15 protein-coding genes are annotated in these 14,057 nt (G+C 62.2%); 12 read left to right on the top strand and 3 right to left on the bottom strand.

All coding sequences use genetic code 11. The features are described 5' to 3' along the window. The first annotated feature begins 35 nt into the window (after positions 1 to 35). The 11 genes from BM216_RS02410 (at position 36) to BM216_RS02360 (ending at position 9,739) form a co-directional block, all read left to right on the top strand. On the top strand, positions 36 to 704 hold the full coding sequence (locus tag BM216_RS02410; RefSeq protein ID WP_092994316.1) for an amino acid ABC transporter permease: 669 nt from the start codon (positions 36 to 38) through the stop codon (positions 702 to 704). 16 nt (positions 705 to 720) lie between these two features. Continuing rightward, complete coding sequence (locus tag BM216_RS02405) at positions 721 to 1,377, top strand: amino acid ABC transporter permease (protein WP_092995078.1); 657 nt, start codon at positions 721 to 723, stop codon at positions 1,375 to 1,377. A gap of 50 nt (positions 1,378 to 1,427) precedes the next feature. Beyond that, positions 1,428 to 2,231: a transporter substrate-binding domain-containing protein gene (locus BM216_RS02400; RefSeq protein ID WP_092994313.1), complete on the top strand. Its 804-nt coding sequence runs from the start codon at positions 1,428 to 1,430 to the stop codon at positions 2,229 to 2,231. 24 nt (positions 2,232 to 2,255) lie between these two features. Next, the gene (locus BM216_RS02395) at positions 2,256 to 3,035 is read left to right on the top strand and encodes an amino acid ABC transporter ATP-binding protein (RefSeq protein WP_092994310.1); all 780 of its coding nucleotides are present in this window, start codon (positions 2,256 to 2,258) and stop codon (positions 3,033 to 3,035) included. A gap of 41 nt (positions 3,036 to 3,076) precedes the next feature. After that, positions 3,077 to 4,012, top strand: coding sequence for a 2-hydroxyacid dehydrogenase (locus BM216_RS02390; protein ID WP_092994307.1), 936 nt, complete (start codon positions 3,077 to 3,079; stop codon positions 4,010 to 4,012). Positions 4,013 to 4,024: 12 nt separating this feature from the next. Continuing rightward, entirely contained in the window at positions 4,025 to 4,348 is a 324-nt protein-coding gene (locus BM216_RS02385) for an EthD domain-containing protein (RefSeq protein WP_092994304.1), read from the top strand. Positions 4,349 to 4,542: 194 nt separating this feature from the next. Then, positions 4,543 to 6,069, top strand: coding sequence for an ABC transporter substrate-binding protein (locus BM216_RS02380; RefSeq protein ID WP_092994301.1), 1,527 nt, complete (start codon positions 4,543 to 4,545; stop codon positions 6,067 to 6,069). A 94-nt stretch (positions 6,070 to 6,163) separates the two neighbouring features. Next, complete coding sequence (locus tag BM216_RS02375; RefSeq protein WP_177230681.1) at positions 6,164 to 7,105, top strand: ABC transporter permease; 942 nt, start codon at positions 6,164 to 6,166, stop codon at positions 7,103 to 7,105. Continuing rightward, on the top strand, positions 7,105 to 7,992 hold the full coding sequence (locus BM216_RS02370; RefSeq protein ID WP_092994299.1) for an ABC transporter permease: 888 nt from the start codon (positions 7,105 to 7,107) through the stop codon (positions 7,990 to 7,992). Before BM216_RS02375 ends, BM216_RS02370 begins: the two co-directional genes overlap by 1 nt. A gap of 2 nt (positions 7,993 to 7,994) precedes the next feature. Next, complete coding sequence (locus BM216_RS02365; protein WP_092994296.1) at positions 7,995 to 9,203, top strand: amidohydrolase/deacetylase family metallohydrolase; 1,209 nt, start codon at positions 7,995 to 7,997, stop codon at positions 9,201 to 9,203. A gap of 23 nt (positions 9,204 to 9,226) precedes the next feature. Continuing rightward, a complete protein-coding gene (locus tag BM216_RS02360) occupies positions 9,227 to 9,739 on the top strand; it encodes a RidA family protein (protein ID WP_092995072.1) in 513 nt (170 codons plus the stop codon). A gap of 7 nt (positions 9,740 to 9,746) precedes the next feature. Here BM216_RS02360 and BM216_RS02355 read toward each other — a convergent pair whose 3' ends face one another. Continuing rightward, positions 9,747 to 10,574: an IclR family transcriptional regulator gene (locus tag BM216_RS02355; protein WP_092994293.1), complete on the bottom strand. Its 828-nt coding sequence runs from the start codon at positions 10,572 to 10,574 to the stop codon at positions 9,747 to 9,749. A 93-nt stretch (positions 10,575 to 10,667) separates the two neighbouring features. Here BM216_RS02355 and BM216_RS02350 point away from each other — a divergent pair, with 93 nt between their 5' ends. Then, positions 10,668 to 11,864: an aminotransferase class V-fold PLP-dependent enzyme gene (locus BM216_RS02350; RefSeq protein WP_092994290.1), complete on the top strand. Its 1,197-nt coding sequence runs from the start codon at positions 10,668 to 10,670 to the stop codon at positions 11,862 to 11,864. A 42-nt stretch (positions 11,865 to 11,906) separates the two neighbouring features. On the opposite strand, the gene BM216_RS02345 is transcribed toward BM216_RS02350, so the two are convergent. Both BM216_RS02345 and BM216_RS02340 read right to left on the bottom strand, forming a co-directional pair. Beyond that, on the bottom strand, positions 11,907 to 13,481 hold the full coding sequence (locus BM216_RS02345; protein WP_092994287.1) for a PQQ-dependent sugar dehydrogenase: 1,575 nt from the start codon (positions 13,479 to 13,481) through the stop codon (positions 11,907 to 11,909). Further along, positions 13,481 to 13,918: a DUF2231 domain-containing protein gene (locus BM216_RS02340; RefSeq protein ID WP_092994284.1), complete on the bottom strand. Its 438-nt coding sequence runs from the start codon at positions 13,916 to 13,918 to the stop codon at positions 13,481 to 13,483. Before BM216_RS02340 ends, BM216_RS02345 begins: the two co-directional genes overlap by 1 nt. Positions 13,919 to 14,057: the final 139 nt, after the last annotated feature.

Raw genomic sequence — 14,057 nt, 5'->3', positions numbered from 1 at the left:
GAGTGCGCGCAATAAGCGATGGTGGAGGAGCCTCGTTGTACGATTTCAACTTTGCACCGGTATTGGCAGGTTTCGACAAGCTCTTGCTTGGCGCGTGGGTGACCGTTCAGCTTTCCTGCGGCGCGATGATCCTCGGCCTGATCGTCTCGATCCTCTGTGCTGCGGGGAAGACATCCCGCGTGGCGCCGCTGCGCTGGGTGATCGATGCCTATATCGAGATCATCCGCAACACGCCCTTCCTGGTGCAGATCTTCTTCATCTTCTTCGGCCTGCCGGCTCTCGGCCTGCGCCTGTCACCCAATAGCGCCGCATTGCTGGCGCTGGTGGTCAATTTCGGTGCCTACGGCACGGAAATCATCCGCGCGGGCATCGAGTCGATCCAGAAGGGGCAGGTGGAAGCGGGGACCGCACTCGGCCTCTCCAAGCTGCAGATCTTCCGCTACATCATCATGAAACCGGCACTCAGGACCGTCTATCCGGCGCTGACCAGCCAGTTCATCTATCTGATGCTGACATCGAGCGTCGTCTCGGCGATCTCCGCCGATGATCTCGCGGCTGCCGGCAACGACCTGCAGTCGGCGACCTTTGCCAGCTTCGAGGTCTATATCGTCATCACCGCCATGTATCTGGTCATGTCGATCGGCTTTTCCGCCGTCTTCTCGCTGATCGAGAAGGCTGCCTTCCGTTATCCGTTGAGCCGCTGAGGAGGACTGGACCATGCTGATCAGACCTTTCGGCTGGAACGAATTCATGATCATCGTCATGGCGGCGCAGTGGACGATCGCGCTGTCGGCGATCGCCTTTGCCGGCGGTGGCATCGGCGGCCTGTTCATCGCACTGGTGCGCGTGTCGGACGCCCGGTGGCCGCGGCTGATCGCGACCGGCTTCATCCGCATTTTCCAGGGAACACCCTTGCTGATGCAGCTATTCCTGGTGTTCTTCGGCATGAACATCATGGGCTTTGCCATCAATCCCTGGCTTGCCGCGGCGGTCGCACTGACGCTGCATGCCAGCGCGTTTCTCGGCGAAATCTGGCGCGGCTGCATCGAGGCGGTGGCGCCCGGCCAGCGGGAAGCCGCAACCGCACTCGGCCTGCGCTACTATGACCGGATGCGCTACGTGATCCTGCCGCAGGCGGCACGGATCGCGGTGGCGCCGACCGTCGGTTTTCTCGTACAGCTGATCAAGGGCACGTCGCTTGCCGCGATCATCGGCTTCACCGAGCTGACGCGTCAGGGCCAGATCATCAACAATGCGACATTCAGCCCGTTCATGGTGTTCGGCACGGTGGCGGCGGTCTACTTCATCTTGTGCTGGCCGCTGTCGCTTCTGGCACGGCGCATGGAAGTGAAATTTTCCCGGTCGACAGCGCGTTGACCGGCCCAAGCCGGCAGGAGGATGCCGGCGCAACGGAAGGGTAGGAACACATGAATATCACACGGCGCATCGCAATGGCAGGCATCGGCGCAGCAATGGTGTTCGGAGCAACGGCTTCGCTCGCAACCGCGCAGACCGTCGACAGCATCAAGCAGGCCGGCACGGTCAAGGTCGGCATGATGGTCGACTTCCCGCCCTTCGGCATCATGAACACCTCGAACGAGCCGGACGGTTATGACGCCGACGTTGCCAAGCTTCTGGGCGAAGCATGGGGCGTCAAGGTGCAGATCGTTCCGGTGACCGGCCCGAACCGCATCCCCTACCTGCAGAGCAACCAGGTCGACCTGCTCGTCGCGTCGCTCGGCATCACCGAGGAGCGCGCCAAGAACGTCGACTTCTCGCAGCCCTATGCCGGCATTTCGATCGGCGTCTTCGGCGCCGCCGACACCGCGGTTTCCAAGCCGGAAGACCTGTCCGGCAAGACGATCGGCGTCGCCCGCGCCTCGACGCAGGACACCGCCGTGACCAAGATCGCGCCGGCCGATGCCAAGATCCAGCGTTTCGACGACGATGCGAGCGCCGTGCAGGCGCTTCTCTCCGGCCAGGTCGAGCTGATCGGTGTCTCCAACGTCGTCGCGACCCAGATCGAACAGGCCGCTCCGGGCCGTTTCGACCAGAAGCTTCAGCTCAGCCAGCAGGTTCAGGGAATCGCAGTGCGCAAGGGCTCGGCCGAATTGTTGACGGCTGTCAACGCTTTTGTCGAGAAGGCCAAGGCGGATGGCGATCTGAACAAGATCCACGAAAAGTGGCTCGGTTCGCCGCTTCCGGATTTCGTTACGGAAGCCAAGAAGTAAGTCGGATTTAGAGGAGTTCCTCGCATGACCGAGGCAAAAGCAAACGCAGCTGCGGCGGCCGTGCCGGGGAGCTCCGATCTGGCTGTGCGCATGGAAGGCGTCAACAAGTGGTATGGCGCCTACCACGCCCTGAAGGACGTCAATCTCGAGGTCAATCGCGGCGAGCGCATCGTCATCTGTGGGCCCTCGGGTTCCGGCAAGTCGACGCTGATCCGCTGCATCAACCAGCTGGAAGTGATCCAGCAGGGCAAGATCGTCGTCGACGGCCACGACCTGACGGCCGGGGGCAAGAATGTCGATCTGGTGCGCCAGGAGACCGGCATGGTCTTTCAGAGCTTCAACCTTTTTCCGCATATGACCGTCTTGGAAAATTGCACGCTGGCGCCAATGAAGGTGCGCGGCGTCTCCAAGGCCGAGGCCGAGAAGACCGCACGGCGCTTTCTGGAGCGCGTGCGTATTCCCGAGCAGGCGGACAAATATCCCGCCCAGCTTTCCGGCGGCCAGCAGCAGCGTGTCGCGATCGCCCGCGCGCTCTGCATGAACCCGAAGATCATGCTGTTCGACGAGCCGACCTCGGCACTCGACCCGGAAATGGTCAAGGAAGTGCTCGACACGATGATCGACCTCGCCAGGGAAGGCATGACCATGCTCTGCGTGACCCACGAAATGGGTTTCGCGCGGCAGGTTGCCGACCGGGTGATCTTCATGGATCGCGGCGAAATTCTCGAAATGGGCCCGCCCGACACGTTCTTCGGCAATCCGCAGAACGAGCGCCTGAAGAACTTCCTCGGCCAGATTTCCTAACGCCGCGGCAGCGCCGAACACAGACAAGCAGGATGTGAGTGATGAAGCCGGATATTCTTCTGGTCGAACCGATGATGCAGGCGATTGAGGACCAGCTCGACGCGATCTACACCGTCCACCGCCTCTATAACGAGGCTGAGAAGCAGACGCTCGAGGCGGCATTGCCGACGATCCGTGCCGTGGCAACCGGTGGCGGGACGGGGCTCTCAAACGAGTGGATCGAAAAGCTGCCCAATCTCGGCGTGATTGCCGTCAACGGCGTGGGGACAGACCGGATCGACCTCAAGCTTGCCCGCGCCCGCAATATCGATGTTGCGACGACGCTTGGCGTGCTGACCGATGATGTTGCCGATACCGGCATTGCGCTGATGCTTGCGCTTCTTCGCCATATCGCCGTCGGCGATGCCTATGTGCGTGCAGGCCAGTGGCCGAAGGGCGGCTTTCCGCTCGGCATCAGCCCCAAGGGCAAGCGACTCGGTATTCTCGGCCTCGGCCAGATCGGCAAGGCCTTCGGCCGCAAGGCGGAAGCCTTCGGCATGTCGGTGCGCTACTGGAACCGCTCGCCGGTTACCGACAGCGACTGGCAGGCCTGTGCCTCGCCTGCCGAACTTGCGGAAGACAGTGATGTGCTCTGCGTCGTGATCGCGGCGACCGCCGAGACGCGCAATATCGTCGATGCCGAGATGCTGAAGGCGCTCGGGCCGAAGGGCTATCTGATCAACATCGCCCGCGGCACGGTCGTCGATGAGGATGCACTGCTCACGGCCCTCAACAATGGGGGCATTGCCGGGGCGGGCCTCGACGTCTTCGTCAACGAGCCGAATATCCGCGAGGAATTCTTCACCGCGCCGAACACGGTGCTGATGCCCCATGTCGGCAGCGCGACGCTGGAGACCCGCATGGCGATGGGCGACCTCGTGCTGAAGAACCTCGCCGCCCATTTCGCCGGTGAAAAGCCGCTGACCACCATCAACTGAAAGCATCAAGTCATGATCATTCGTGAAGCCTTCTTCGAAGGTGCAATCCATGCCGGCAAGGAAGACGCGTTCAAGGCCTATGTGGCCGAGAAACTGATGCCCATGTGGCTCAAATTCCCGGGCATCCGCGAAGTGAAAGTGCTCTACAATGTCGAGCGTGACGAGGGGGCTCCATCCTATCCGATGGCGCTCTGGACCGCCTATGACAGCCGCGAGGCGCTGGCCGCCGCTCTTGAATCCCCGGTCCGTTATGAAAGCCGGGAAATGACCAAGGGCCTGATGGAAATGTTCGACGGGCATATCCATCACCACGTCTTCGATCTCGCGCTGAGCTGAACGCCTGGCCGCTTAACTTAAAGATCAATCGCTATCCAAATTCCATGAGCCGTGGACGGGTATTCCCGTCCGCGGCTTTTTGCATTTCGGGCATGTTTGTCGGATCTGCAGGGAAGCGCATTGACAGCCGCCACGATCGCGATATTCTGTAATTAGGTTCTATGTTTCATAATAATGTAATAGCGGGAACGACAATGAACTTGAAGATCGCACTGCTTGTGGCCGCTGCGGCCATCGTAACACCTCAATCTCTCTGGGCACAGGAAAAGGGCGGCGTATTGAACGTCGCCACGATCGGCGAGCCGCCGACACTCGATCCGATGGCCTCGACGGCCGATCTGGTCGGGATCGTCACCCAGCACATGTTCGAGACGCTCTATACGTTCGACAAGGGCTGGAACGTGACGCCGCTTCTGGCCGAGAGCCTTCCGGAGATCTCCGCCGACGGCAAGACCTATACGATCAAGCTGAGGTCCGGCATCAAATTCCACGACGGTTCGGACATGGCATCCGACGACGTGGTCGCGTCGCTGAACCGCTGGATCAAGCTTGCCTCGCGCGGCAAGCAGGTCGCCGGTTTCGTCGACACGATCGCTGCGACCGACCCTTCGACGGTGACGATCACGCTGAAGCAGCCCTATGCACCATTGACCTCGCTGCTCGCCTTCAACAATTCCGCCGCGATCGTTCTTCCGGCCGAAAAGCAGGACGAGCCGATGAAGGAATTCATCGGAACCGGCCCCTATATGCTCAAGGAGCGCAAGGCCGACCAGTATATCCAGCTCGTCCGCTTCGACGGCTACAAGTCGCGCAGCGAAGAGGCGACGGGTTATGGCGGCGCGCGCCATCAGTATCTCGACGAGATCCGCTTCGTGCCGGTGCCGGACGCCAATACCCGCGTCGAAGCGGCGATTTCCGGACAGTATGACTATATCGATTCCCTGCCGGTCGAATCCTTCGATCGCCTGAAGGGTTCCTCGGCCACCCAGCCGGTCGTGCTGAAGCCGTTCGGTTATCCGGTCTTCGTCTTCAACACCGCCGAAGGCTCGGCGAAGAATGTTGCGGTTCGCAAGGCGATCCGCCAGGCGCTCAGCATGGAAGACATGCTGGCGGCGGCCTTCGGCAGCACGGAATTCTACGCGCTCGACGGCAATATCTATCCGAGCAACTTTTCCTGGAGCACGGATGCCGGCGTCAAGGGCAATTACAATGTCGCCGACCCGGAAGGCGCAGCAGAGGCTGCGAAAGAGGCCGGATATAACGGCGAACCGATCCGCATCCTGACCAGCCGCCAGTACGAATTCCACTACAAGATGGCGCAGGTCGCGGCGGAATATCTGAAGCTTGCCGGCTTCACCGTCGACATGCAGGTGGTGGACTGGGCGACGCTGACCCAGCGCCGTGCCGACAAGGGTCTCTGGGATATCTATATCACCCACAGCCCGTTCCTGCCGGAGCCGGCGCTGATCGGATCGCTGTCGACCAGCTCTCCCGGCTGGTGGGATACGCCGGCCCGCAAGACGGCCGTCGATGCCTTCACCTCGGAAGTGGATCCGGCCAAGCGTGTGGCATTGTGGGCCGACGTCCAGAAGGCGATGTATGACGACATCCCCTTCATGAAGATCGGCGACTTCAATGCCGTGTCGGCCAAGTCGACCAAGCTCGAAGGGGTCGATCCTGCGCCGTGGCCCTATTTCTGGAATGCCTCCCTGACGAAGTAAGCACGAGGAAGCGGGTGCCGGAAGCCTCCGGCACCCGTCCGCCAGCCTCTACGCACAAGCAGAGAGGCGAGGGGACACGTGAACAGGTAAGTGAATGGCACGGTATATTCTCCAGCGCCTTCTGGGCATGGTCGTGGTGATGTTTCTCGTCGTCACCATCGTCTTCGTGATCCTGCGCGTCACGCCGGGCGATCCGGCTGCCGTCATGCTCGGTCCGGATGCCAGCCCGCAGGATATCGAGGCGCTGAGGTCACGCCTCGGGCTCGATCAGAATCTGCTGGTCCAATACGTCTTCTATCTCGGCCAGTTGCTGAAGGGCGATCTCGGCCAGTCGATCTTCCTCAACATGCCGGTGACGTCTGCGCTTCTCGATCGGGCCGAACCGACCTTCTTCCTGACGCTCTTCTCGCTTGCGATCGCGAGCATCATCGCGCTGCCGATCGGCATCTATGCCGCCTACAAGCGCGGCTCCTTCGTCGACCAGGCCGCGACCACGATCGCCATGCTGGCGGCGAGCATCCCGAGCTTCTGGCTCGGCCTTGTGCTGATGCAGTTTTTTTCCGTCAGGCTGGGCCTGTTTCCGGTCTCCGGCTATGGCGGGCCGGGCAGCAGTTTCCTCGAGCGCATGTATCACCTGACGCTTCCGGCCTTCGCGCTCGGTATCGTCTCGTCGGCGCTGATCCTGCGCTTCACCCGCGCTTCCATGCTGGATGTGCTTGGCGACGATTATATCCGCACCGCCAGGGCCAAGGGTGTGACGGAGCGGACCGTGGTGCTGCGCCATGCGCTGAAGAACGCGCTGATCCCGATCCTGACGGTGATCGGCCTGACCGCGGCGGTGTTGATCTCCGGCGCGGTCGTCACCGAAACCGTCTTCGGCCTTCCGGGTGTCGGAAACCTCGTCGTCTCGGCCGTGCTGCGCCGTGACTATCCGGTCATCCAGGGCGCGCTGCTGATCATCGCCGGGCTCTATGTGCTGATCAATTTCATCATCGACATGCTCTATCTGCTGGTCGATCCGAGGGTGCGATACTGATGACGGATATGAGCTCGACCGATCGCCCGGCTGTGGACCGCTCGCCAAGCGCCGCCGCGCAGTTCCTTCGCCGCCTGTTCCGCCGCCGCACGGTTGCGATCGGCATCATCGTCCTGGCGATCTTCGTGATCCTGGCAGCGCTTGCGCCGTGGGTCGCACCTTATTCGCCCTCGAAACTTTCGATCGTCAACCGGCTGAAACCGCCGGGCGAGATGTTCTGGTTCGGGACCGACGAATTCGGCCGCGACGTGTTTTCGCGCACGATCTATTCCGGCCGGCTGTCGCTGCTGATCGGTGCGGCGGTGGTCACGCTGTCCGCCCTGATCGGCGTCACGCTCGGGCTGCTGGCAGGCTTCTTCCGCAGCCTCGACACGCCGATCGCGCGGCTGATCGACGCGATGATGGCCTTTCCGGATATCCTGCTGGCGATCGCGCTCGTCGCCGCACTCGGCCCTTCGCTGCTCACCGTAATCATCGCGCTGTCGATCGTCTACGCGCCGCGGCTTGCCCGCATCGTTCGCGCCTCGACGATCGTCATCCGCGAACTGCCCTATGTGGAGGCGGCGCAGGCGCTCGGCATCTCGACCTTCCACATCATGACGCGCCATGTGCTGAGAAACCTCGTGTCGCCGATCCTGGTGCAGGGCACGTTCCTGTTTGCGAGCGCCATGCTGGCCGAAGCCGGTCTGTCGTTTCTCGGGCTCGGTGTCAGCCCCGACATTCCGACCTGGGGAACCATGATCGCCGCCGGCCGACAGTATGTCGGGCAGGCCGACTGGATGACCTACTTTCCCGGCATCGCCATCGTTCTATCCGTCCTGTCGCTGCAAATGGTCGGCGATGGCCTCAGAGACCTGCTTGATCCCAAAATTGGAAGGGAAATGTAATCATGACATCCGGAGAAAAGGCGCAACCGCTTCTCCTCGCCAATGTGAAGCCGATGGCATTCGGTTCCAATGCGCATGAGGGTAGCACCGACATTCTCGTCGGTGCCGACGGCAAGCTCGCCGCGATCGGCCCTTCGCTCGCCGCCCCCGCTGACGCCCGCCGCATCGATGCAGCCGGCGCCTGGATCTCACCGGGCTGGGTCGACCTGCATGTGCATATCTGGCATGGCGGAACCGACATTTCGATCCGCCCGTCGGAATGTGGTGCCGAACGCGGCGTGACGACGCTCGTCGATGCGGGCTCTGCCGGCGAAGCCAATTTCCACGGCTTCCGCGAATATATCATCGAGCCGTCGAAGGAACGCATCAAGGCCTTCCTCAATCTCGGCTCGATCGGTCTGGTGGCCTGCAATCGCGTCGCCGAGCTACGCGATATCCGCGACATCGACCTCGACCGCATTCTCGAATGCTACGCCGAAAACAGCGAGCACATCGTCGGCCTCAAGGTGCGCGCCAGCCATGTGATCACCGGCTCCTGGGGTGTGACGCCGGTCAAGCTCGGCAAGAAAATCGCCAAGATCCTGAAGATCCCGATGATGGTGCATGTCGGCGAACCGCCGGCGCTTTATGACGAGGTTCTCGAAATCCTCGGCCCGGGCGACGTCGTCACCCATTGCTTCAATGGCAAGGCCGGGTCTTCGATCATGGAGGACGAGGACCTGTTCAACCTCGCCGAACGCTGCTCTTCCGAAGGCGTGCGCCTCGATATCGGCCATGGCGGTGCCTCCTTCTCCTTCAAGGTGGCGGAAGCGGCGATCGCGCGCGGGCTGCTGCCGCATTCGATCTCGACCGACCTGCACGGCCATTCGATGAACTTTCCGGTCTGGGATCTGGCGACGACCATGTCGAAGCTTCTGTCGGTCGGCATGCCGTTCGACAAGGTGGTCAATGCCGTCACCCATGCGCCGGCCGAGGTCATCAAGCTCGATATGGAAAATCGTCTTTCGGTCGGCCAGCGGGCGGATTTCACCATCTTCGATCTCGTCGATTCCGATCTCGAAGCGACCGATTCCAACGGCGATGTCTCGCAGCTCAAGCAGCTGTTCGAGCCGCGCTATGCGGTGATCGGTTCCGAAGCGATCGCCTCCAGCCGCTACATTCCGCGCGCGCGAAAACTCGTGCGCCACAGCCATGGTTATTCGTGGCGGTGATCCTTCATCGAGACAGTATCAGCATGACAGGAGTTGACGTGACCACGTCCCCAGCCAAGGCCGGCACGGCCGCTTCCACGCCCTATGACCGCCTCTCTGCGCTCGGCATCGAATTGCCGCCGCCGCCCAAGCCGATCGGCAATTTCCTCACCCACGTGCAGGAGGGGAGCCTTCTCTTCCTCTCCGGCCAGGGACCGCTGGAAGCGGATGGCCACATGCATGTGGGCAAGGTCGGCGGTGATGTCGCAACCGAGGACGCCTATCGGCATGCGAGGGTAACGGGCATCAACCTGATCGCCGTCATGCACCATGCGCTTGGCGACCTGTCGCGGGTGAAGCGCGTCGTCAAGCTGCTCGGCATGGTCAATGCGGTGCCGGATTTCCGCGAGCATCCGCGGGTGATCAACGGGTGCTCAGATCTCTTCGCAGAGGTTTTCGGAGAGGCCGGACATCATGCGCGTTCGGCCGTGGGGTTCGGCTCTCTGCCGGGCAATATCACGGTCGAGATCGAAGCGATCATCGCCCTGCACGAATAGGATAAGGCTAGTGGTTGCGCCATCCCATCAGCGTCTCGATCCGCTCGGCGGAAGCCCGGACCTGGCCGGCATAGAGTTCCCGGTCGCCCAGGACTTTCTGCTCGGGCAGCACGATGGATATGGTCGCGACGCATTCGCCGGACCGATCGCAGACCGGGGAGGCGATGCAGGCGACCGAGTAGTCGGATTCCGCCACCTGGACCGACAGGCGATCCTGGTAGGCCCTGGCTGCCGAGTCCGACAGGGTGCGCGCATCCGTATCGGCGCGGCCCGTCGGCGAATGGCGGGCGCAGCGGCTGAAAAGCTCGATCCGTTCGTTTTCGGAGAGATGCCCGACCAGAAGGCGGCCGGACGCGGTCCAGTTGAGCGGCACGCGCGTGCCGACGCGCGACGAGACCTGGAAATGGCTCGGGCCATCGGCCATCGCCAGGACCAGCATATGGTCCCCTTCGCGGCCGCAGACCTGCACGGTTTCGCCCGCCTGGCGGCAGAGGTCGTGCATTTCGTGGGTGGCGACCGCCATGAAATCCAGCGACCGCGCGTAGGCGAGGCCATAGTGATAGAGGCGGGGACCGAGCCAGATCGTGCCGTCGGCATTGCGCGAGAGCATTTTCTTTTCGACGAGGTCGTCGACGATCACGTAGACGGTCGAAAGCGGCGCCTTGACGGCCTTGGCGATCGCGTAGGCACCCGCCGGGCCGCCGGTCTCGTAGAGATGATCGATGATCTGAAGGGCCCGGTCGATGCCGCTGACGCGCGAGCGTCTGGCACCCTTCGCGCCGTCTTCTTCCGGCTCGATATCATCGGAGACTGTTGATGATGTCCTGGCGTCCAAGCGACCAATCCCTGCGTTGCTTGCGCTAACTATTACATTACTATGGCATAACTGTCGATGATGAAATCGGCCCCGCCTGACTGGAGAAAACAAATGTCCGACGATATCCGCAGCAAGATCGGCCTTCGGCCTGTCATCAACGTATCCGGCACCATGACCAGCCTCGGCGCCTCGATCGTAGTGCCCGAAGCCATCGAGGCGATGGCGTCGATCCTGCCGCAATTCGTCGAGATCAACGACCTGCAGCGCAAGGCAAGCGCGATCATCGCGCGGCTGACGGGCGGGGAGGCGGGCTTCGTCACTGCATCTTGCTCCTCCGGCATTAGCCTTGCCGTCGCCGGCACGATCACCGGTCCGGACCTGCTCGCCATCGAAAAGCTGCCGGAGACCTCGACGCCGAAGAACGAGGTGCTGGTGCAGATGGGCCATGTCGTGAGCTACGGCGCGCCTGTGGACCAGGCGATCCGTCTGGCCGGCGGCAAGGTGGTGATGGTCGGGCAGGCGACCTCGACCCATCGTTATCACATGGAAAACGCGATTACCGATCGCACCGCTGCGGCGGTTTACGTCGTCTCGCACCATGTGGTCGATTACGGCCTGCTGAATCTCAAGGAATTTGTCGAGATCGCCCATGCGAAGGGCGTGCCGGTCATTGTCGATGCTGCTTCGGAATATGATCTCAAGCTGTTCCTGGAGCAGGGGGCGGATATCGCGCTCTATTCCGGCCACAAGTTCCTCGGCGGCCCGACCTCGGGCATCGTCGCGGGCAAAAAGGAACTGGTGCGCAACGCCTTCCTGCAGAACATGGGCATCGGCCGCGGCATGAAGGTCGGCAAGGAGAGCATTTTTGGCGTGATGGCGGCGCTGGAAGCGTGGGAGAGGCGGGATCACGCCGTGATCCGCGAGCGGGAAACGGGTTATCTGAACCTCTGGAAGCAGACGCTGGACGGCCGCCCGGGTGTCACTGCACTGATCGAACCCGACCCGACCAACAATCCCCTCGACCGGATGCGGGTGATCATCTCGGCCCAGGAGGCCCATATCACGGCCTGGGATCTAGCTGCGGCGCTACGCTCGGGGAGCCCGCCGATCATCGTCCGTGATCATGAGGTGGAGCACCACTATTTCTATCTTGACCCGTGCAATCTTCACCCCGGTCAGGAGACGATCGTCGCGAGCCGAATGGCGGAAGAACTCGACAAGGCAAGGGCATCGAACGAGATCATCGCGACGCCCATCGAGGACCTCAGCCGCCATCGTTTCGACGGCGCGCTGCGCTGGCCGGACTGACAGATAGAAGACGTGCCCCCATTTCGGGAGCACGTCATTTGATCATTGGGCCGGAGCGTCGGTGGCTACGGCGCCGCCTGCCGGCGCGATCTGCATCTGCGCCGGCTGCAGCGGTTCGGGTGAGCCCGAGATCGGCTGCTGGCCGGTCAGGCGGTTATCCGCCGCGCCATTCGGGGCCGGCGTGATCGCTCCCGTCGTACCAGAGGCATCGGGTGCCGACGCATTTGAAGTCACTTGCGGGTTGGCCGTCACATGGTCGGTGCCGATCGGTTCGGGAATGACCTTGCCGTCCGCGGAGGCGACGCGCCAGACCGTGTTGCCGACATCGTCGGCCACAAGGAGAGCGCCTGTGCCGTCGATGCCGAGACCAACGGGCCGGCCGCGGGCGTTATCACCGTCAAGGAAACCGGTCACGACGTCCTGGGCCTTGCCATTGGGCTTGCCGTTCTCGAACGGGATGTAGACCACCTTGTAGCCGTGGAAGCTGTCGCGGTTCCAGCTGCCATGCTCGCCGACAAAGGCGCCGTTCGCGTAGGCATCCGGCATGGCCGAGCCTGCCGTAAACGTCATGCCAAGCGGCGCGACATGGCTGGAAAGCGCGTAGTCCGGTGGGATCGCCGTCGCCACCATGTCCGGACGTTGCGGATGGACGCGTGCATCGACGTGGTTGCCGTAATAGCTCCAGGGCCAGCCGTAGAAGGCGCCGTCCTTGACCGATGTCATGTAGTCGGGAACGAGATTGGGGCCGAGTTCGTCGCGTTCGTTGATCACTGCCCATAGCTCGCCGTTTTCGGGATTGAAGCTCAGGCCGTTCGGATTGCGAAGACCCGAGGCGAACACGCGGGCGGCCCCAGTCTGTCGGTCGACCTGCCAGATCGCGGCGCGTCCTTTTTCCGCTTCTATCCCATTTTCGCCGGCATTGGAGTTGGAGCCGACGGAGACGTAGAGCATCTTCCCGTCCGGGCTGAGCGCCAGATCCTTCGTCCAATGGTGGTTGATCGGCCCGCCGGGAAGGGGCGTCAGCACCTTCGGCGCGGCAGTGATCTCGTTCTGCCCGAGCTGGTAGGGGTAGGCGAGGACGGCGCTGGCGGACGCGACATAGAGCGTATTGTCGATCCAGGCGACGCCGAAGGGGGAGTCGAGCTTGGTCAGGAGATCATGCCGCTCATCTACCTGGCCATCGCGATTGGTATCGCGCAACAGGGTGATCAGGTTGGTTTCCTTCGGCTCGCCACCGCCGCTGCCATGAGCGATCGACATTATCCAGCCGCGGATGATGTCCTTCGGGCGGGTCGGAGGGGATTTTGTCGGTTCCTGCGACTGGATGACGAGCACATCGCCGTTCGGCAATGTGTGGAGCGCGCGCGGATTGGCGAGACCGGTTGCGTAGGCAGTCGCCTTCAGGCCTTCGGGAACGGCCGGTGTTTCGCCGTCCTTCCATCCGACCACGCTCGCGACCTTGAGGTCAGGCATGAGGTCGGCCTGCGGCTCGGGTAGGACGGGGTTGGGACCGATCTGCTGGGATACGTCGAAACCGCTATCCTGCGCGTAGGCGCCAACAGCGACGCCGGCGGAAAGAGCAACCGCCGAGGCAATGAGAATTCGGGACTTTTTCATCATACTCTCCATGCCAGTCTGGCATATTTGCGTGACGACGCTGCTGCTGCGAGAAGCAGAAGCACGAAGGTGACCGCCGACAGCGCCAGCCCGTAGGGCACGACTGCCGTCCAGCCGTCACGGGCGTGAACGAAGCTGTTGATGAAGGCGATTGCCAGGATCACGATATAGAGAAGTGTCGTCGCAAAAGCGGGTCGCAGCGGGCGCGTGCGCGGTCGAATAAAATCGAGAAGGCCCGCCAGCAGCCCTATGGCGCCAAACAGCAGACCGGCAAACAGCAGCCACGAAGAGAAATTCTGCCACATGATGTCGCTGGTCATGAAATACGCGATGTCGGTCACGAGGGCGAGGCTGAAGCATACAAAGGGAAAGGGCACGAAGAGCGACTGAAACGGATAAGCCGCCGCATCGCGGTTCGGGGAGGAAAACACAGCCATGGGAATGCTCCGTCAGTAGACACACTGAAACAAGGATAAATAAACCCTCACGCGAAAGGTTTGTTCCATATTCGCGCAGTTCGCTGCCGAAGGATGATCTTCTGGACCACTATGTGTCATCTAACCGACGCTGCAGCTG

The organism is Rhizobium sp. NFR07, from assembly GCF_900111905.1.
Classification (GTDB): domain Bacteria; phylum Pseudomonadota; class Alphaproteobacteria; order Rhizobiales; family Rhizobiaceae; genus Neorhizobium.
The sequence above is the reverse complement of the archived record's forward strand: the minus strand, read 5'-3'. Positions and strand labels throughout refer to the sequence as shown.

Bases quoted from the DNA above. Each gene is read 5' to 3' on its own strand.
- BM216_RS02400 (WP_092994313.1), top strand. From the start codon at position 1,428: ATGAATATCACACGGCGCATCGCAATGGCAGGCATCGGCGCAGCAATG.
- BM216_RS02395 (WP_092994310.1), top strand. From the start codon at position 2,256: ATGACCGAGGCAAAAGCAAACGCAGCTGCGGCGGCCGTGCCGGGGAGC.
- BM216_RS02390 (WP_092994307.1), top strand. From the start codon at position 3,077: ATGAAGCCGGATATTCTTCTGGTCGAACCGATGATGCAGGCGATTGAG.
- BM216_RS02385 (WP_092994304.1), top strand. From the start codon at position 4,025: ATGATCATTCGTGAAGCCTTCTTCGAAGGTGCAATCCATGCCGGCAAG.
- BM216_RS02380 (WP_092994301.1), top strand. From the start codon at position 4,543: ATGAACTTGAAGATCGCACTGCTTGTGGCCGCTGCGGCCATCGTAACA.
- BM216_RS02375 (WP_177230681.1), top strand. From the start codon at position 6,164: ATGGCACGGTATATTCTCCAGCGCCTTCTGGGCATGGTCGTGGTGATG.
- BM216_RS02370 (WP_092994299.1), top strand. From the start codon at position 7,105: ATGACGGATATGAGCTCGACCGATCGCCCGGCTGTGGACCGCTCGCCA.
- BM216_RS02365 (WP_092994296.1), top strand. From the start codon at position 7,995: ATGACATCCGGAGAAAAGGCGCAACCGCTTCTCCTCGCCAATGTGAAG.
- BM216_RS02360 (WP_092995072.1), top strand. From the start codon at position 9,227: ATGACAGGAGTTGACGTGACCACGTCCCCAGCCAAGGCCGGCACGGCC.
- BM216_RS02350 (WP_092994290.1), top strand. From the start codon at position 10,668: ATGTCCGACGATATCCGCAGCAAGATCGGCCTTCGGCCTGTCATCAAC.
- BM216_RS02345 (WP_092994287.1), bottom strand. From the start codon at position 13,481: ATGAAAAAGTCCCGAATTCTCATTGCCTCGGCGGTTGCTCTTTCCGCC.
- BM216_RS02340 (WP_092994284.1), bottom strand. From the start codon at position 13,918: ATGGCTGTGTTTTCCTCCCCGAACCGCGATGCGGCGGCTTATCCGTTT.